Source organism: Pseudanabaena sp. FACHB-1998, from assembly GCF_014696355.1.
Classification (GTDB): Bacteria; Cyanobacteriota; Cyanobacteriia; order Pseudanabaenales; family Pseudanabaenaceae; genus Pseudanabaena.
On record NZ_JACJQA010000006.1, the window covers coordinates 37,332 to 57,437 of the forward strand.

14 protein-coding genes and 1 tRNA gene are annotated in these 20,106 nt (G+C 43.4%); 8 read left to right on the forward strand and 7 right to left on the reverse strand.

The annotated features are described in order from the left end of the window. Positions 1 to 6: 6 nt before the first annotated feature. Genes H6F42_RS02755 through H6F42_RS02765 form a run of 3 tightly spaced genes read left to right on the forward strand, consistent with a single transcriptional unit; the run spans position 7 to position 4,922 of the window. Entirely contained in the window at positions 7 to 1,845 is a 1,839-nt protein-coding gene (locus tag H6F42_RS02755) for an N-6 DNA methylase (RefSeq protein ID WP_190397833.1), read from the forward strand. Continuing rightward, complete coding sequence (locus H6F42_RS02760; protein WP_190397834.1) at positions 1,842 to 3,038, forward strand: restriction endonuclease subunit S; 1,197 nt, start codon at positions 1,842 to 1,844, stop codon at positions 3,036 to 3,038. The genes H6F42_RS02755 and H6F42_RS02760 overlap by 4 nt, the downstream gene beginning before the upstream one ends. Before the next feature lie 6 nt (positions 3,039 to 3,044). After that, positions 3,045 to 4,922 (forward strand): RNA-binding domain-containing protein, encoded by a 1,878-nt coding sequence (locus H6F42_RS02765; protein WP_190397835.1) that lies wholly within the window; start codon positions 3,045 to 3,047, stop codon positions 4,920 to 4,922. A gap of 58 nt (positions 4,923 to 4,980) precedes the next feature. Here the strand turns inward: H6F42_RS02765 and H6F42_RS02770 are convergent. Then, a tRNA-Lys gene (locus tag H6F42_RS02770) sits at positions 4,981 to 5,052 on the reverse strand. A gap of 525 nt (positions 5,053 to 5,577) precedes the next feature. Here H6F42_RS02770 and H6F42_RS02775 point away from each other — a divergent pair. Both H6F42_RS02775 and rph read left to right on the forward strand, forming a co-directional pair. After that, positions 5,578 to 7,110, forward strand: a complete 1,533-nt coding sequence (locus tag H6F42_RS02775; RefSeq protein WP_190397836.1) for a serine/threonine-protein kinase — start codon at positions 5,578 to 5,580, stop codon at positions 7,108 to 7,110. Positions 7,111 to 7,303: 193 nt separating this feature from the next. Then, a complete protein-coding gene (rph, locus tag H6F42_RS02780; protein WP_190397837.1) occupies positions 7,304 to 8,020 on the forward strand; it encodes a ribonuclease PH in 717 nt (238 codons plus the stop codon). 45 nt (positions 8,021 to 8,065) lie between these two features. Here the strand turns inward: rph and H6F42_RS02785 are convergent, their stop codons facing one another. Further along, a complete protein-coding gene (locus H6F42_RS02785) occupies positions 8,066 to 8,488 on the reverse strand; it encodes a cytochrome c (protein ID WP_242018304.1) in 423 nt (140 codons plus the stop codon). A gap of 374 nt (positions 8,489 to 8,862) precedes the next feature. Between H6F42_RS02785 and hemE the strand changes: the two genes are divergently transcribed. Continuing rightward, positions 8,863 to 9,900: a uroporphyrinogen decarboxylase gene (hemE, locus tag H6F42_RS02790; protein ID WP_190397838.1), complete on the forward strand. Its 1,038-nt coding sequence runs from the start codon at positions 8,863 to 8,865 to the stop codon at positions 9,898 to 9,900. A gap of 50 nt (positions 9,901 to 9,950) precedes the next feature. On the opposite strand, the gene H6F42_RS02795 is transcribed toward hemE, so the two are convergent. The 3 genes from H6F42_RS02795 to hslO form a co-directional block, all read right to left on the reverse strand. Further along, positions 9,951 to 11,363 carry a diguanylate cyclase gene (locus tag H6F42_RS02795; RefSeq protein ID WP_190397839.1) on the reverse strand — a complete coding sequence of 471 codons (1,413 nt, stop codon included), beginning with the start codon at positions 11,361 to 11,363 and terminating at the stop codon, positions 9,951 to 9,953. Between the two features lie 126 nt (positions 11,364 to 11,489). After that, positions 11,490 to 12,365, reverse strand: a complete 876-nt coding sequence (locus tag H6F42_RS02800; RefSeq protein WP_190397840.1) for an S-methyl-5'-thioadenosine phosphorylase — start codon at positions 12,363 to 12,365, stop codon at positions 11,490 to 11,492. 15 nt (positions 12,366 to 12,380) lie between these two features. Further along, entirely contained in the window at positions 12,381 to 13,337 is a 957-nt protein-coding gene (gene hslO, locus H6F42_RS02805) for an Hsp33 family molecular chaperone HslO (RefSeq protein ID WP_190397841.1), read from the reverse strand. Positions 13,338 to 13,842: 505 nt separating this feature from the next. On the opposite strand from hslO, the gene H6F42_RS02810 reads away from it, so the two are divergent. Beyond that, positions 13,843 to 15,369 (forward strand): tetratricopeptide repeat protein, encoded by a 1,527-nt coding sequence (locus tag H6F42_RS02810; protein WP_190397842.1) that lies wholly within the window; start codon positions 13,843 to 13,845, stop codon positions 15,367 to 15,369. Between the two features lie 80 nt (positions 15,370 to 15,449). Further along, positions 15,450 to 19,106: a PAS domain S-box protein gene (locus tag H6F42_RS02815; RefSeq protein ID WP_190397843.1), complete on the forward strand. Its 3,657-nt coding sequence runs from the start codon at positions 15,450 to 15,452 to the stop codon at positions 19,104 to 19,106. Here H6F42_RS02815 and H6F42_RS02820 read toward each other — a convergent pair. Continuing rightward, positions 19,076 to 19,519, reverse strand: a complete 444-nt coding sequence (locus H6F42_RS02820; RefSeq protein ID WP_190397844.1) for a hypothetical protein — start codon at positions 19,517 to 19,519, stop codon at positions 19,076 to 19,078. The genes H6F42_RS02815 and H6F42_RS02820 overlap by 31 nt on opposite strands. Positions 19,520 to 19,522: 3 nt before the next feature. After that, positions 19,523 to 19,960 (reverse strand): hypothetical protein, encoded by a 438-nt coding sequence (locus H6F42_RS02825; RefSeq protein ID WP_190397845.1) that lies wholly within the window; start codon positions 19,958 to 19,960, stop codon positions 19,523 to 19,525. Positions 19,961 to 20,106: the final 146 nt, after the last annotated feature.

Sequence of the window (20,106 nt, forward strand, 5' to 3'; positions counted from 1 at the left end):
TTTTTAATGGCAAGACAAACTACAAATTCCCAGATTGATCCATCACCAAAGGGACAGGCAAAACAAGGGACTAAAAAGGTAGAACAACCTGTAAATACTGCTCAAAGGCTTGGCAGTGTCATTAAATCAGCGCGGGATCTGTTACGCAAAGATAAGGGGCTAAATGGGGAGCTAGATCGCTTGCCACAGCTAACTTGGATGATGTTTCTCAAGTTGCTAGATGATATGGAAAAGTTACGCGAACAGGAGGCTTTGCTAGAGGGTAAGGAATATAAAACGCTTTTGCAATATCCCTATCGTTGGCGCGATTGGGTAAAAAAAGAGGGGCAAACAGAAACATCCTTACATTTGCTCAGTGGTGATGCTCTGTTGCGATTTATTGATAGTGAAGAGGTGACTTTACCTGATAACACGAAGCATAAAGGGCTGTTTGCTTATTTGCGAAGTTTGCAAAGTTTGACAGGGCGCGATCGCGAGGATGTGGTGCGTGAGGTATTTAAGGACATTAGCAATCGCATGATTAGCGGCGCTTTGCTACGCGATGTCTTAAATAAAATGAATGAGATTCACTTCGATAATTCGGAGGAGATGAACGTTCTTAGTAATTTCTATGAGTCGATGCTCAAGGAAATGCGCGACGCGGCGGGGGATTCTGGTGAGTTTTATACGCCCCGTGCTTTGGTGCGGTTTATGGTGAAGGCGATCGCCCCAAAGTTAGGCGAAAAGGTCAAAGATCCTGCCTGTGGGACGGGTGGATTTTTAATCGAGACTTACGAGTATTTAAAGGCAAATTGTGCGTCAAAGGATTGGCAAGCATTGCAATCGAGTATTACAGGGATTGAAGCGAAACCCTTACCCTATATGCTGTCACAGATGAATTTGTTACTGCATGGGGTGGAATATCCTGATATTGAACATCGCAATGCGTTGGCACAGGCACTTACTTCAATTGGGATTGGTGAACAGGTTGATGTGATTTTGGCTAATCCGCCCTTTGGTGGTGAAGAAGAGACAAAAATTAAGGGCTATTTCCCTCCTGATAAGCAAACTTCTGAGACGGCTCTGTTATTTTTGCAGTTGATTATGCGATCGCTAAAAATCGGTCAAGGTCGGGCTGGTGTGGTTGTGCCTAATGGGGTGCTGTTTGGTGATGGCATTTGCGCCAGAATTAAGGAGGAATTGCTAACTAAATTTAATCTGCATACGATTGTGCGCTTACCCAATGGGGTATTTGAGCCATATACGAGTATTCCGTCTAATTTGCTGTTTTTTGATGCAACTAAACCGACAGATGTGATCTGGTATTACGAGATTTTGCCACCAGAGGGGATGAAGAAATATAGCAAAACTAAGCCAATGCAGGATGAGGAGTTTAACAACTGCTTGGCATGGTGGGGCGATCGCGATGGTGATGAGTCTAATGATCGGGTATGGCGCTATGAGTTTCGAGCTACCTATGAGCAAGCAAGGGCAGAGGCTACACCATTTTGGGATGCTGCTAAGTCTGCAACGGCGATCGCTAATGGTTTGGCTAAGCAGGTTAAGGAGTTAGAGGACAAAATCCAAAGTTTGCCTAATGGGGCTAAGGAAATTACAGGTTTAAAGCAAGCTCTAAAATCTGCCCAAAAGGAGGAGCAGAACCAACGGGCGATCACTAAGGATGAGCAGTCAAAGGGTGATGCAATTTACTGGGTAATCTACAATCTTGATCGCAAAAATCCTGTTTCACAGCAAGATTTTGAGCATTTACCGCCCGAAAGATTACTTGCTGATATTTTGATTAAAGATCGGCGTGTAGATGAATTGATGGCAGAGATTGAGCAGTTATTGGGGGCTAGTGTATGAGTCAGGAATGGGATTTAGTGCCATTAGGGGCTGCTATTCAACATCGTAAAGAATTCATCCAAATTGATGACCTAAAAAAATATAAGCGCTGTCGAGTGAAGTGTCATGCACATGGGATAGTTTTAAGGGATATCGTACAAGGTTCTGAAATACGAACAAAGAAACAGCAGGTTTGTAAGTCTGGAGAATTCTTAGTAGCAGAAATTGATGCCAAAATGGGCGGTTTTGGTATTGTTCCAAACGACCTAGATGAATCTATTGTAAGTAGTCACTATTTTCTATTTAAAATTGATGAAAATGTCATCAATCGCGATTTTTTAAACTTTTTTATCCGAACTCCTTTTTTCATAGAACAGGTAACTGCACAAGGATCTACAAACTATGCAGCAATTCGTCCTAATGAAGTTCTAAATTATCAAATCCCATTACCACCACTAGATGAACAACGGCAAATAGTGGCTAAGGTAGAGGCGATCGCCGCAAAAATCGAAGAGGCAAGAGGATTAAGAGTCAGTGCGATCAAAGAATGTAATGCTTTCCCAAAAAGTGAGTTATCTCAAATAGCCGATAACCTTATACAAAAATATCAAAGTATTCAACTAGATAAATTAATTATTGACTCTAGCTATGGAATATCTGCAAAATGTGAGTATGAACGCCTTGATAATACTTTTCCAGTACTACGCATACCTAATGTAGCTTCAGAGAAGATAAGCTTTGCTGATATCAAGTATGGATTTTTAAGTAACGCTGAACAGAAAAAAGCATTTTTGCAAGAAGCAGATATACTTATTGTCCGAACTAATGGCAGTGCAGAATTAGTGGGGCGTTGCGCTGTAGTACCAAAGTTAACAGAAGCAACTGCATTTGCTTCATACCTAATTAAGATACGTTGCGATTTAACAATAGTTACTCCTGATTACATACAAATAATTCTGCGATATTTGCGTAGTTCAGGACAGTTATTTGATTTAGCTAGAACTACAGCAGGACAGTACAACGTAAGTTTAGGAAGATTAAAATCTACTTATATCCCTGTTCCACCAATTCCTGAACAACGCCACATTGTCGAATATCTCGATAGCTTACAGACAAAAGTTGATGAAATGAAGTACACAAGGCAAGAGGCATTAAGAGAACTTGATGCAATGTTGCCATCAATACTTGATCGCGCCTTTAAGGGTGAATTGTAATAGACAATGCTAGAACTAGACTTTGAAGCACTTTGGGAAAGACTTATCAATAGTGATGAAACGGTTACTATTGAAGCAAAAAAAGCATCAGAAGCAGGCAAAAGTCTCTGGGAGACAATTTCAGCTTTTGCTAACGAGCCAAACTTAGGCGGAGGCTATCTCTTGCTCGGAGTCACCCGCATTGATGATTCCGAAGACTACCAGATAACAGGAATTGATAACCCTGACAAAATCCAAAGCGATATAGCTACTCAATGTTGCGAAAGTTTTAACTTGCCTATCCGTCCTTCCATTGAAGTACACACCACACCAGAAGGCAAAAATGTCATCGTTGTCTATATTCCTGAAGTCCAACCACACGACAAGCCTGTCTACATCAAAAGTAAAGGATTACCCAAAGGAGCTTATCGGCGTATTGGGTCAACGGATCAAAAATGTACAGAAGAAGACCTAGCCCTATTTTATCAACTCCGAAATCGACGAACCTATGACGAAACACCAATATCAGATACCAGTATCGAAGACCTTGATCCTAGAGCGATCGCCGAATATCGAAGAATCAGGAAAGACGCAAACCCTAATGCATCTGAACTCAGCTATGACAATGCTGATTTATTGTATTCCCTAAACTCTACAACCAAATTTCAGGGACAAATATGTGCAACCATCGCAGGGCTACTTTTGTTTGGTAAACCTGCCGCTCTGAGGCGTTATTTTCCCATGTGTCGAGTAGATTACATCAGCGTTGAAGGAAGAACTTGGATACCCGATCCCGACAAGCGCTATCAGACCATAGAAGTCTTAGAACCTTTACTAATAGCCATACCCAAACTCATAAACCTTGTAATCAACGATATTCCAAAAGCCTTTTCACTGCCTGACAACAGCATATACAGGCAAGACATCCCATTGATACCTCGTAACGTTATTCGTGAAGCGATCGTCAATGCCCTTATGCACCGTAATTACCGCAAGAATCAACCTATACAAATTATTCGTTTTTCTAATCGGATCGAAATATTGAATGGGGGCTACTCTTTAAAACCTTATGATCAGCTAGGTCAGGCAGGCTCTGTGACACGGAATGAAAAAATTGCCGCTGTTTTGCATGACCTCAATATTGCAGAAACCAAAGGGACGGGCGTTCGCGTCATGATTGATGCCATGCAAAAAGCTAACTTGTCAATTCCAATTTTTGAGTCTAGTCGAGAACAAGATAACTTCACCATTAAACTCTTAACCCATCACTTCCTTAGTGATGAAGATTTGCAATGGCTTTCTCACTTTAAAGCTTATAACCTTAGTGATGATGAGGCAAAAGCATTAATTGTCACCAGAGAGTTAGGCACTATCAATAACTTAACTTATCGCCATATCAATTGTGTTGATACACTAGCCGCTAGTCGGCGTTTAACTCATTTACGAGATTTGGGCTTACTACAACAGGAAGGTAAAGGTTCAGCAACTCATTATATTCTTCCGACAAATGTTGTAGAAGAACTATCTGAGGAGTTTACTCCTCAGATAACGACAGTAGACTCCTCAGATAGGGAGTTATCTGAGGAGTCTACTGCACAGATAATGCCCACCAACTCCTCAGATACAGATTTTGCACAAAATAACTTAAGACAATTGCCTGAAAAATTAAAACAAGCTATTGCCAATGTAGGGCAAAGAACATCACCTGAAAAAATGAAGGCTCTTATCCTACAACTTTGCGAATGGCAAGCTCTAGAAGCATCAGATTTGGCTGAACTATTACATCGCGACCAGTCTTATTTACGCGAAGAATATCTTAGTAAAATGGTGAGAAATGGGGAATTAGATTATGTATACCCTCAACCTAATTCCCCAAAACAGGCATATAAATCAAAAACTAATTAATGATGTGCAGGGTGACCTCCCCAATCGACTATCAATGAAAAAGATGTAATTAAACTTATGGGTGACCTGGGATTCGAACCCAGGACCAGCGGATTAAGAGTCCGATGCGCTACCACTGCGCCAGTCACCCGTGATTTGCTCTTTCGATTTCAGAGCGATTTATATCTTAGCAAAGGTTTGCAAAAACACATAACAAAATTTGCAATAAGATTTTTTGTAGCGCATCTTCGCCGAGCTACAAAAAATCTGCTGCTTTATTTCACTTCTTAGTTCTTACTCCCTTCCCACCAAAGAAATAGACATATAAAACCAAGAATTAGACGTTGCGGAGCTTCGCGCCGCAACGTCTAATTTTTCACTGGGAAGTATACAATTCCCGAAAGTGTGACAACACCTTTGTGAAGTAAAAACCAAACCCAGTAAAGTTTTTTAAAACTATAGCAAAGCAAGAGTTAGCCAGTACAAACCAAAACCAAAAAAGAGAGTTGCGGCGCGAAGCGCCGCAACTCTCTTTTTTGGTTTTATGTCCTAAGCAAAACTTACATTGCTATAAAAATGGCTACGCCATTTTTAGTTTTGGTATTAAAGCTTGAGTCTTTGCGATAATGACGATAAGTTTTTAACAATACCCCACAGTATAAATAGTAGTGTAAATGTGCTGAACACCATACTTAGAGGGCATTACAAGATTATTAGTCACCTTGGGGGTGGCGGCTTTGGGCAAACCTATTTGGCTGAAGATATTGACCTGCCCAAGCATCCTACCTGCGTGGTGAAACAACTTAAGCCCATATCTAAAGAACCTTTTGTTTTAGAAACTGCCAAGCGGCTCTTTGATCAAGAGGCAGAAATCCTTTATTCTCTGGGTTCCCACGATCGCATTCCCCGTTTGCTTGCCCACTTTCAAGAAGGCGAAGAATTTTATTTAGTCCAAGAATTTGCCGACGGCACAGACCTCACCAAAGAAATCGGTCACGGTAAACGATCGCCTGAACCTGTAGCGATCGCCTTGTTACAAGAGGTTTTAGAAATACTTGTATTTGTGCATGAGCGCGGGGTAGTGCATCGCGACATTAAGCCCGCTAATTTAATTCGGCGTAATCGCGATCGCAAAATTGTCCTGATTGATTTTGGCGCAGTTAAAGAAATCGGCGGCTTAGTAGGCGATCCCCAAGGTAATACGAATTTAACGATCGCGATCGGTTCCCCCGGATATATGCCCATTGAGCAACTTAACGGCAAACCCCGCTTTAGCAGTGACATTTATGCGGTGGGAATGATGATCATCCAAGCCATTACGGGCGCAGACCCGCACCTATTTGCCGAAAATCCTGAAACTGCCGAATTAATGTGGCGCGATGGGCTTCAGGGTAACTACTCACCGCAATTTCTCGACCTGCTCGACAAAATGGTGCGCTACGATTTCCGTCAGCGCTATCAGACCGCACAGGAAGCTTTAGAGGCGATCGCCACCTTGCCCTCTGCCGAGCATGACTTACCAACGGTCATGAATCTAAGCAGTAATACCGCAACAGTAATCACAGGGGCAAATAGTGTCAGCAATATGGCGACTCAGGTTGTGCCCCAAGCTCCCTATCCTCCCAATGATTATCCCCCTAATCAAACTGTCGGCTTTGAGAGAGAATCAGCAAGCCGCCCATTTTTAAATGGATTGCTCAGCCGATTTCCCCTGTGGATGTGGATAGCGGGTGGTGCATTGCTACTGTTAATCCTGTTCTTGATGATTGGGAAGTCAGCCAAAAATCCCCCTGAAATTGCCAATAGCCTGCCTCCAAAAGCTTTGCCTACCCCCGCGCCAACTCCCAGCCCCCCTCCAACTCCAACTCCCACTGTTACTCCTAGTCCCCCTCCAACTCCAACTCCCACTGTTACGCCAAGCCCTACAGCATTACCTTTATCGGTCGAAGAATTGCTAGCTCAAGCCTTCATTCTTAACCGTAATAACAAGCCTCAAGAAGCCCTAGCCAAAATCGAAGAAGCTATCCGAATAGATCCTACTAGTGCGGATGCATGGCGGGCAAAGGGCTTGCTGCTAAGAAGTTTGGGACAAGATTCTGAGGCGATCGCGGCCTTTAATAAAGCAACAGAACTCAGCCCTGAGGAGCGGGTTTTATTACCACCAAATCGGGAAGCCCCCTCTAAAAAAGGTGGCAAGAAAAATAAGTAGCAAAGCCCTTTAGTGCAAGCGAGGCTTTCGCTACATGGCTTTGCGGTATTTTTAATTGCGATCAGATTCTTCGCAATTTTTATGTTTTGGTATCATGGTCACTTGGATTAGGACAAATCAAAATCCAAATATTGTGAGGCGGCGCTTTGCGCCGCCTCACAATATTTAGCTATAAAACTTACCCAAATGAATTATGAGTGATTTACCGATTTTTCAACGCCCCGATGGTAGAGCTTGGGATCAACTGCGCCCTGTGCAATTACAACAACCATTTACCAAAGCCCCTGCGGGATCAGTGTTGGCAAAATTTGGTGATACCCAACTAATTTGTACGGTATCAATCGAGGAAGGTGTGCCTAAGTTTTTGACAGGTAGCAATCAAGGTTGGCTAACTGCCGAATATCGAATGCTCCCTGCATCCACGATTCCCCGTCAACAAAGAGAATTAATGAAACTCTCAGGACGGACTCAAGAAATTCAACGGTTGATTGGGCGCAGTTTACGGGCTGCCCTAGATATGTCCGCGATCGCTAATTACACCTTCACTGTAGATATTGATGTCTTGCAAGCCGATGGCGGTACACGCACAGGCGGGATCACAGGGGGATTTGTGGCGCTTAGAGCCGCTTGCGATCGCCTACTTGCGGAGGGCAAAATTACGCGATCGCCAATTCGTCATGCCGTGGCGGCGGTCTCCGTTGGCTTAATTGATGGCAAGCCAATTTTGGACTTAAATTACCAAGAAGACGTGGCTGTAAGTGTGGATATGAATGTGGTGATGGATAGCTCTGGCAAACTGATCGAAGTGCAAGGCACAGGCGAATCTGATACTTTTTCGCGATCGCAGTTAAATCAAATGCTCGATGTTGCCGAAAAGGGGATCACCGAACTTTTACAACTACAGGCTTAGAATTATAAAAAGAGAGAGGCGGCGCGAAGCGCCGCCTCTCTCTTTTTATAACTGCTTTAAATAACTCAATAAATCCGCCATATCTTCGGGACTAGGCTGAAACTGTGGCATGGGAGGTGTTTCGCCGCTTACTACCTGATGGATTAACTTAGCATCAGACTTGCGATCGGATACTCCATGCAAATTGGGTCCAACCTTTCCATTTGCCCATTGTCCATGACAAGCTACGCAATTCATTACAAATATCGAGCGTCCTTGGGCGGGACTGCCCGTCAGCTTTAGCACTGACTCAGTGTAGGGATCGAGGGGTGGACGCAAGAACCAAATGGCGATCGCAAGGACGACGGCAATGCAAGCTAAGGCGATCGCTATTACTTTGGGCTGAAGTTTTTTTGCTTCTGGCAAAGTTAATGGCAATGCCTCTTCTGATGTTTCTTTATCCACTACCACATCAGTATCCCTTGTCAAATTTGCCCCTTTGTTAATCACAATTTTTAAACCTAAAGATCTGATTTGGTCGAATCTTTAATTAGACGATGTCAATGGCTTACGAGAGCTTAGACATGTATCACAGAACACAACAATCTGTAGTTCTAAGATTTTATTAGCTTAAGTATTAATAACATATCTTAAAGAAAGTATAAGCAATCAAACCTGAATTAATAATTAAAAAGATCCTAGGTTTAGACATGAATCGATTTCCGCCTCTGGGATTTAGCAAAGCTCAAGCCAATAGAGGGACATTGCGCCCCTATTTACTTTAGTTATGTCTGGTACGTCACGTTCTATAATTCAAAAGCACAAATAATAAAAAAGTTTAAATCTACAGGAAAGAGTTGATTATGGGAGGAAATGATCGCTTGCTACGGGCAGCAAGAGGTGAAGTACTGGATCGTCCACCAGTATGGATGATGCGCCAAGCAGGAAGATACATGAAGGTGTATAGAGATCTGCGCGATAAATATCCAACATTTAGAGAACGTTCAGAAATCCCTGAACTCGCCGCCGAAATATCTTTACAGCCATTCCGCGCCTTTCAACCCGATGGCGTGATCATGTTTTCCGATATTCTTACTCCCCTCACGGGTATTGGGATTAATTTTGATATCATCGAAAGCAGAGGACCAATTATTGAGTCACCAATTCGTTCTCAAGCCCAAGTTGACGCACTTACAGAGTTTGATCCCGATACGGCGGTTCCCTTCATTCGCCAAATTTTAAGTACGATCAAAGAAGAAGTTAAGGATCAAGCGACGATTCTCGGTTTTGTGGGCGCACCTTGGACTTTAGCCGCCTATTCTGTTGAAGGCAAAGGTTCTAAGGATTACTCCACGATCAAAGCGATGGCATACAAAGAGCCAGCGATCGTGCATAGCTTTTTAAAGAAACTGGCGGAGATGATCGGCACGTATGTCATCCACCAGATCGAATGTGGCGCTCAAGTGGTGCAGATGTTTGATTCTTGGGCTGGACATCTTTGCCCAACGGATTATGAAGTCTTTGCGTTGCCCTACCAAAAGATGGTGGTAGACAAGGTTAAGGCTAAGTATCCCAATACGCCGATGATCCTCTACATTAGCGGTAGTGCGGGTGTGCTAGATCGGATGCCTAAGTCTGGCGTAGATATCATCAGCGTAGACTGGACGGTGGATCTTGCGGAAGCCCGCGATCGCATTGGGCGTGATATTCCTGTACAGGGTAATCTCGATCCTTGCGTTCTCTACGCTGATCAGAGCTACATCCGCGAACGGATTTTGGAAGTTGTGCAGAAAGCTGGCAACAAGGGTCACATCATGAACCTCGGACATGGCATTCTCGCCACTACTCCCGAAGATAACGCCAGATTCTTTTTTGAGACAGTTAAAGGACTCAGTTATTAATAAAAAAGCCATAAAAAAGCGGCGCTTAGCGCCACTTTTTTATGGCTTTTTTATGGTGTTTTTATGCAGTTTCTACCGTTCATTTTCGCTTTGTAGAGGGCTTGATCGGCAAGGCGGACTAGCGCCTTAGGGGAGGTTTCATTATCGGGAATACAGACACTGAGCCCAGCACTAATCGTCACATAGGAACTAACCTTAGAAGCTTCATGGGGAATTTGGAGATCAGCGATCGCCTGTAGAGTCATCGCCGCAACTTTTTCGACTCCCTCCAGATTGACATCTGGTAGCAACATTACAAATTCCTCGCCACCATACCTCGCCACCATATCCGTTTTGCGATGTAACACCTCACTAATTGCTGATGCTACCAATTGCAGACAAGCATCACCTAATTGATGCCCGTAATAATCATTAAAAGCTTTGAAATAATCAATATCTATAAAAATTATGGCAATAGGATATTGATAACGCACGGCTCGGGCTAATTCCCTTTCGATCGCAATGTCAAAGGCGCGGCGATTGGGAATTTCCGTTAAGCCATCCAGATAGGAGAGTTTTTCCAATTGCTGATTAAGGGCGACGATTTGGGCTTGAGCCAGCTTATTTTCCTGTAACTGCTCTTGTGATTTAATTGCTAACCATGTGGCGATCCCTAAGAGAATAGAAAATAGTCCACCAAAAATCAAAATTCCCGTAGCTACATAGTTGTCAGTTTTGATGCCGTATTGTCTATTAATTTGTAGCTCGGAAAAATATAGAGCTTGCCACAGACTCAGGGTAACGATAAAGCCTAAAAAGCTAAAGGTAATCGGTAGGGTAAAGGAGGGTAACTTTTGACGAATTTGTCTACTTAACATCCTTGTTTCTAAGATTAAAAGCACCCCCACCACCATGAACCCTATAGCCGTATGGATTGCCATCTTGGTTAAGTTACCCCAGCTATACGCCGCCTCGACACGGGACATATAGCCAAACAGAGCTACCATCGATAAACCAAGGGTCAGGGAGCCTAACAGACTACTAAATATTAGATGATTAATCGTTAATTTTTTCTGCCCTAAACAAAAGAGCGTCATTCCTACCAATATAAAGTTGAGAGCCGTATTGGGAGCCATTCGTCCGGGCGCAGAGGTCGCCATGGTGATGTAATGCTTCATAAAAAGCTCATCAATGTAAAGGTTAACTCCAAAGATATGTTGAATTAAGGTCATCCCTCCCAAGATACCCACCAATAACCCTGTATATTTAGTAATATCCCGCCGATGATTTACTAAGGCTCCCATTGCCAAGCTAGTGACAACAAATCCCAGAGCTGTATTAAATTGCATCGGCACAAATTGAGGGTTGATCTGAATAAAAATGACTATTCCTGTATACCAACCCAATATTACTAGCAGACCGAGTACTAGTAATATTGCTATGCCAATTTCAATGCCAAGTTTTAGGGGTTTTTTTATAGGCATCTTGACTCTATGCTTAGTATTTAGAGCAATTTGATGAGCCTGCTTGAGTGCCAAATATTTTTGTCACTCAAGCGGGATTTGTAACCAGAAAGGCAAAGTCAAGGGGGGGATTTCTGGTGGCTGTAACTACAGATATTTCTGGAGAATCACTTTTAAGCGATCGCGACTTGCGCCAGAGACCTTAGTTAAATCCGTCAGAATTGATGTCTTTAAAGCATGATGAGCTTCAGACTTGGGCGGATTAGCCGCAATTTTTGCTACCGCATTTTGAATCACCTGTTGAGCGTTGACCGCATTTTTATGGAGATTTTGGATAATCATCTCTACAGTTACGCTTTCGTGATCTTCGTGCCAGCAATCGTAATCGGTAACTAAGGCGATCGTCGCGTAGGAAATTTCCGCTTCACGGGCTAGCTTAGCTTCGGTGAGGTTAGTCATCCCAATTACCTTGGCTCCCCAACTGCGATAAAGCAATGATTCCGCTTTAGTGGAGAAAGCGGGTCCCTCCATGCAGAGATAGATCCCGCCTTTATGCACTTTGTTGCGCCCTAAATCCACGCCTTCCGCCGAAGCGGCTACTACAGACAAAAGCGACTTGCAAATGGGTTCGCCAAAGGCAACGTGAGCGACAATGCCTTCACCAAAAAATGTGGCTGGGCGGCTGGTGGTGCGATCAATAAATTGATCGGGCAGCACGATATCAAGGGGGCGAGCATATTCCTGTAGGGAGCCAACGGCAGATGCCGAGATGATATATTCCACGCCAAGGCTCTTGAGTGCATAAATATTGGCGCGATAGGGGACTTCAGAAGGTAGCAAATGATGCGATCGCCCATGTCTAGCAAGAAATAATACGGGCGTGCCTGAAAGCTTGCCATAGATAAAGGCATCCGAGGTTTTACCAAAAGGCGTATCAATATTAATTTCTTGAATATCCGTGAGGGCGGACATTTTGTAAAGCCCACTGCCGCCAATAATCCCGATCTGTGCGTTAACTGCCATAAATTATTCCTTTAATTATGCCTTTGCTTCAACTTGCAATTCCATTAATAGATTATTCAACTGATCGGTAGTTGCGTGATAAACCTCACTACAAAAATGACAAGTTGCCTCAGCCCCTTTATCTTCAGTAATCATCGATCGCAAGTCATCTTCCCCAAACAGTTTGATGGCTGCGAGCATCCGCTCTAGGGTACAAGGACAATGAAACCGCACATCTTTGCTCAAGGGCAAAATTTCTATTTGCAAATCCGCAAACATCTCCAGCATTACCTCTTCAATGCTTTTGTTTTGCATAAGTAGGTCAGTAAATTTTGCCTTATCGCTTACGGTCTCTAGCTGCTTCAGTAAATCCTCTTGGGAGAAATTAGAGGTCTTCGCGGCTCTCAAGGCAGCCTTTGGCATTATTTGCAATAAAATCCCTGCGGCTGCCTTAACTGGTGCGGCTTGACGATCAGGGGCGGTATCTACTGGGGGATCGATTACTTCTGTCAATATTAATTTGGAGTAGGTTTGCTCGGAGGAGGCGAGAAACCAAGCGATATCCGTCGCGACATCTCCCGCTATTAACTCCACCGTACTGCTGTAGGGTTCGCCATAGCCCACATCGCGTAAAACTTTGAGTAAGCCTGTTTTGCCGATCGCGGCGCTCACGTTTTGCTGCCCATCTACATCAGGGGCTAAATCTAACTCATGGTTGGAGACAAAGCCCCGTACTGAACCATCAAAACCTGCATCCGCATAAACTAGTCCCAATTCGCCATCACCTGCAATTCTGACATTGACTCTGGATTGGGGTTGCTTCATATTTGAGGCAAGTAATAAACTGGCACTCATGGTTCGTCCGAGTGCCGCCGTTGCTACTGTAGATAAATGATGACGACAGTAAGCTTCATTAAGGGATTGAGTAATATTCACACCAATAACACGGACTCTGCCATCGGCGGAGAGGGCGCGAATTAAGCGATCGTTCATTAACTTTTCCTAACGTCTTGATTACTAACAGATCAACGTAGGCTAAGTAGCTGGGCGCAATTAAATATAAAATCCCAAAACCTGTGGCGCACGCTGCGCGTGCGCCACAGGTTTAGTTTTTTTAATTATGCCTAGCTATTTAAGCCTGACTGTAAACTCTATGTTAACTTGATCTTGGAAGTAGCTCAGAAAACCAGCCCAGATTGTCGAACAGCTCGCTAAATGGACGTTACAACAATCTGGGCGTGAAGTTTAACTCTTTTGAAGTGGGGCGGGGCAAAGATGCACAACCCGAATGACAGCCGCTTGAGGTTTTGTGTTTTCCAGATAAATTTTCAAAAAGCTTGCAAAGCAAGCTTTTTGAAAATTTATCTGAACTAAGACAGCGCTTTGCACTGTCTTAGTTCAGAGTAATGGCTCAGAGTAGGGGTTAAGCGTACTTTAATAGCTATCTCTAACCAACTTTGCTATGATTTACTTGAGTCTTCGGGCAAGTGGGAGCATCATGAAATACACTCGAAATGTTTGGGATAAGGACGCTCTTAAAAATCCAGAAACAGAATATCAAAATCTATTGGGTTCTCTCAGAAACGACCCTAGTTTTGGTATGTTTTTTGTGCGTTGTTCCCCTGCTGAGGGAGAACAAATTATTAAAAGAATTAAAGTTGATGTTGCACATCACACCATTAATGTCCTGAGGCTCGACCAATCCGTTGACGACTTCTATGAAATGTTTTCCCAAAGGATTGATTTGCATGGTGCAACTATTCTTTTTGTAACAGGTATCGAAGAGTTTCTTGAACACAAAATTAATGATATTGCGGATGCTCGGCTAATCGAAAAGTTAGGACATGTGCCGCGACCCCTCGCGCATTTGAGTCTGATGCAATCTAAGCTGAAACAATTTCCGATTCGGTTTATCTTTTTGTTGCCTCTATTTGCGCTCAAATTTTTTATTGATAGCTATTCCGAATTTTTTGAAGAATCGGTGACAGTCTTTGAATTCCCCACTGATATGGAATTGCTCCGCCAAGAAGCCTTTCGTTGGGTTAGTGGCGATCGCTATGAAGCTTATGCTCAGCTCACGGCGGAGGAACGCGATCAGAAATATGAGGATTTACAGAAGTTGATTGCGGCTCAACCCTTAATTTCCGAACGCCGTATTGAATTATTACTGGAGCAAGGTGGGTTATTAGTTGCGGGGAATCGTTGCCAAGAGGCGATCGCCAATTGTGATCTCGCCATCCAAATTCGAGCTGACAATCATCTGGCTTGGTATAACCGCGCCGTCGCCCTCGATCTATCTGATCACCATGAAGAGGCGGTCGAAAATTATCGCCATGCTTTATCTTTTAAAGAAGACTTTTATGCGGCATGGCATAACCTTGGCACTTCTCTGAGTATGCTGGGACGCTACGAAGAAGCGATTAACAGCTATAACATTGCCCTCAAGCATAAGCCTGATTATCATTTTTCCTACGGTGGCAAGGGCTTGGTTTACAGTGTGCTGGGGAAATATGAAGAGGCGATTAAGCATTGTGAAAAAGCCCTTGCCCTTCGACCCGATTATGTACAGGGGTGGTTTAGTCGAGCCTATGCCCTCGAAAGCATTGGCAAATATGGCGAAGCCGTGGCGAGTTACGATCGCGCCCTAGAATATAAACCTCGCGATCATCAAATTTGGTATAGTCGTGCTAAGGCGCTAGAACAATGGGGAAACTTCACGGAGGCGATCTCTAGCTACGATCAAGCCTTAGAAATCAGACCTGACGACTATTACGCTTGGAATAATCGAGGGTTGGTACTGAGTAAGCTCGAACTCTACGAAGAGGCGATCATTAGTCACGACCAAGCCTTAGAAATTAATCCTGAGGATCACTTTGCTTGGTATAGTCGCGGCAATGCTCTCAGTGGGCTAGGAAGACTAGAAGAAGCGATCAATTGCTACGATAAAGCCATCCAAATCTCTCCCCAAGAGCCTCAAGTCTGGCAAAGTCGGAGGCTAGCCCTACGCCGACTAGGTTTTGACTAACAGTTTGACTAACAGCAGGATGCTTTGCTTGACGACCTACTTTAACCTCAAGATTCGCGGCGATCGCGATAAAAAAGCCTATGCTACCGACTAATCACCCTCCCGCTAATGTGGTGACTACGGGAGTGACAATTGCCCAAGGTTGCTCTCCTCATCCCCACAAAGGTTTTAGGTTTCCGTTGAGTTTACTCATCACTTTACCTTTTTTAATTAATACCTTTGGCATTGTCGGCTTGATTGGTTGGCTATCATTTCGTAATGGGCATAATGCGATCACCCATCTCTCTAATCAACTCAATCGAAAAGTTACCGAACAAGTTCAAGAAAGGCTTCATTCCTATCTAGAGCTTCCCTATACGCTCAATCAACTGAACGCCAATAGTATCGATTTAGGTCAAATTGACCCCAGTAATGAAGCTAAAGTTCAAACTCACCTTTGGAAACAATTACAAAGCTTTCCCCACATCAGCAATATTTATGTAGCAACCACTTCAGGTCAATATTTTGGTGCAAGACGTATTAAGGAGCGGTTTGCCGTAGAGAACTCCACAACTACTTACATGACCGATGATTTTGGTAGAGCGCAGACCTTGCTCATGGTTAGGAATAGCTTTAATCTGAGCGATCGCCCTTGGTATCAGACCATCTTAGAGACAGGGCAAAGTATTTGGAGTGAAGTTTATACAGATACTATTACCAACGAACCTGCGATTACGGCGATTAAACCTCTCTATAATGCCAAGGGTGAATTGCAGGGAGTTTTAGGGGTTTCCATCCTTTTAGGCGATATCAATAATTTTTTGCAGACCACTAAAGTTAGCAATCAAGGACAGACTTTTATTGTGGAGCCTTCAGGTAAGCTCGTCGCAACTTCTAACTTAGAGGTTGCCATATCCCAAGAGGGAAATCCGACGGAGCGCATTTTGGCGACTAATAGTCAAGATAAATTGATTCGTACTGTTGCGGAATGGCTTAAGACTCAGCCAGTGCCAGCGAATGATGAAATTCAGCAATCAATATTTGATTTTAAGGGGGAGCCGCATTTTCTCCAAGTGGGCAAACTCAAAAATACCAATGGATTAACGGGCTTAAATTGGCGGATTGCCGTTATTGTTCCTGCTTCTGATTTCATGTTGCAGATTAAGGAAAATACTACATCCACAGCCATGTTATGTGTATTGGCTTTATTTATTAATGCGATTTTAGGGATTATGGCCGCCCGACGGATTAGCCGTCCCATTACCCAACTAAGTGAAGCGAGCCAGTCGATCGCCAATGGCAATCTTGATCAAAAGGTAGAGTATTCCTGCGTAATTAAGGAACTCGCGGTATTGGCAAATTCCTTTAATCAGATGACGCGCCAAATGAAAAAGTCACACACAAGGTTAGAGGAATATTCGCAGCTCTTAATGCAAAAAGTGGATGAGCGCACCTACGCTTTGCAGCAGGAAATTCTCGAACATGAGATGACTGAGGCGGCTCTGAGGGAATCGGAGGAGAAGTTTGCGAAGGCTTTCCGCTCTAGCCCCGATGGTATGGCGTTACTCTCTACGGATACACGCAAACATATTGATGTAAATGACAAATGGACAGAAATCACAGGCTATAGTCGCGAAGAAGCGATCGGTATGAATCCCTCTGACCTGAATCTGTGGGTTGATTTAGAAGAGCGCGATCGCATGTTAGTAATTTTAGAGACGGAGGGGAGAGTATTTAACTATGAAGCGAAGTTCAAAACCAAGCAGGGGAAAATGATTACGGGATTAATCTCCTCGGAAACCATTGAATTTGGTGGTCAAGTTTTTGCCATTTATGCAGTTAAAGATATTAGCGATCGCAAACTGATTGAGGAAAGTATTAAAGAAAGTGAAAAGAAATATCGCGATCTCGTAGAATCGGCTAACTGTATCATTTTACGTTGGGATACCGATGGCAATATCTGCTTCTTAAATGATTATGGGTTAAAGTATTTTGGCTATAAGCTAGAGGACGTAATTGGAACTTGCGTTTTAGATACAATTGTCTCCGCTAATAGCATTACAGGCGAAGACCTTCGGAGCATGATTAATGATATATGTTGCTATCCTGAAAGATATCAACTCAATGAGAATGAGAATATCTGCAAAGATGGACGCAGAGTATGGGTAACTTGGTCAAATAAACCGATTTATAACGATCAAGGGAAGCTCATTGAAATTCTATCGGTTGGCACAGATATCACCGATCGCAAACTTGCAGAGAAGGAATTACAATCCGCCAAAGAAGTTGCGGATACCGCCAACCGTGCTAAGAGTGAATTCCTCGCGAACATGAGCCATGAGCTACGCACGCCGCTAAATGGGATCTTAGGTTACGCTCAGATTCTCAAGCGCAGCTATGATCCCAATAAGCACATGGAAGGTTTGGAAGTAATTCAGCGCAGTGGCGAACATTTGTTAACCTTGCTGAATGATATTCTCGATCTCTCCAAGATTGAAGCGAAAAAGCTAGAACTAAATCCCAGTGAGTTCGATCTGTCGAAATTGCTCCAGAGCATTACGGATATGTTTCAGCTTCAAGTTAAGGCTAAGGAAATCCTTTTAGAGTATCAACCCCTTACACCCCTACCAAAGACCATGTATGGCGACGAAAAGCGCCTTCGTCAAGTTTTGATTAATCTCTTTGGGAATGCGGTCAAGTTTACCGATCGCGGACAGGTTTCTCTAAATGTAAGTGCCTATCCCTGCGAAGCTAAGAGCCTTACTAATAATGTGAATACTAATGGTGAGCCGTTCCAAAACTACAAAATCCGCTTTGCGATCGCTGACACAGGAGTTGGCATCGATCCCGACAAATTAGAAGATATCTTTTTGCCATTCCAACAGGTAGGCGATCGCGCCCGTCACTATTCTGGCACTGGCTTAGGCTTGCCAATATGTCAAAAGATTGTAGAAATGATGGGTGGCAAACTGCAAGTAGAGAGTCAGCTCAATGCAGGTAGTACCTTCTGGTTTGAAATCGAATTAACCGAAATTCCCAATTACACTCTCAATGAAGTGATTGATGGGCGGACAGTGACGGGCTATTTAGGCGATCGCCGCAAAATCTTGATCGTAGATGATAAGACTGAAAACAGAATGGTGTTAAGTGATTTGTTATCACCTCTGGGATTTGTAGTTGCCGAGGCAAGCAATGGCTATGATTGCCTCAATCAGGCGAGGGTATTAGAGCCAGATTTAATTTTGCTAGATATGGTCATGCCAGAGCTAGATGGCCATGAAACCACTAAACAACTACGGCAATTGCCGATGTTTGAGCAAACAGCGATCGTGATGGTCTCGGCAAGTGCCTTTAATCAAGATCGCGATCGCAGTCTCGAAGCTGGCTGTAATGCCTTTATATCGAAGCCCGTTAATCCTGATAATTTATTTTTTACGATGCGATCGCTACTTAACCTTGAATGGATCTATGAAAATAGCGATCGCCCTCTATCCTTGAGTAAGTTTGGGGAAACCGATGCCAAGGCGATCGCCCTACCTGTGATCGCGCCGCCTCGCTGCACCTTAGAAAAATTAATGCAATTGACTCGCATGGGAGATATTCTGGCGATTCAAGATGAAGTGATCTTGCTGCAACACAATGATCCGACTTTGATCCCCTTTGCCAATCAAGTTCTCGATTATGCCCGCGATTTTCAAATTAAGCGCATTCGTGAGTTTTTAGAGGATCAAGCTGAATTAAATCTCCTCAAAATTTGACCAACATTGCCATATCTTTCACCAGCTAAACCTTCTAATTCATGTTCAATATCTTCTAGCCAACCAAGCTTACTTGACCATTTCCCTGTTGATAACTGCTTAGCAGCATGAACAGGAATACCCTCCTCATCGACATACAGGGCAATTTTTTCATATTCTGCCTCTAGTTCTGCATTATCACAAATCCCGTAGCCTATTGTTTGGTAAGCCTGTATGTAAGCTGCCAAAGTTTCCTCCAGTGGTACACCTTCAACCCAGTAAAATTCATCTTCTGGAGTGGGTTGCCACCAACGTTCTTGATCTCCTGCTACCCACGCAAAGCAATTATATTCTTGAGACTTTGGGCTAGTTACGTTGTATTCGGTGAGTGCTAGGTTAGGGAAACGTAGCTCTAAATGTATTGCTTTTCCCATTACTTAGACAATGTAACCTTCTTGTTTTCCCCAGCTTAACCATGCTTCAGCCATTTGTTTAACTTTGCCTCTTTGTTCAGGCTGTACAGGATTTTGTTGCGTGATTTGACGCAAGGCAGGTAACCAGTAAAGCGGATTTTGGTGTAAATCCTCTAATAAGAAAGGAACTATAACCTGCCCCATACTTACAATTTTTTGATAAGCGGGATGTTTGGTCATTTCAACTGTTGACGACATACCTTCTACGTCTTGAATCCATTGCAAGGCAAGTCTAGCAAATTCTTTCCTTACTTCTTCAGACTGATCGCGAATAGATAGCTGAGATTGATTAGTTTGCTTATGGAGATTATTCAGCAATTTGATCGCATCAATTAGTGACTCTTCGGGCAGTTGCTCAACTAACTGAATTGCTCTTTGTCGATTGTCGATTGATGTCGTCATTAGCATTTCCTCCCATATTTAGACCAGTAAGTAGCGGGGCACATTTAAACTTAGTCGGATTAATAAATTTTGCTTGTAATGTTTCGGGATTATGAACAGTATAACTTGCTGTTTATAGACAAAAAAAGAGGCGCAATGCGCCTCTT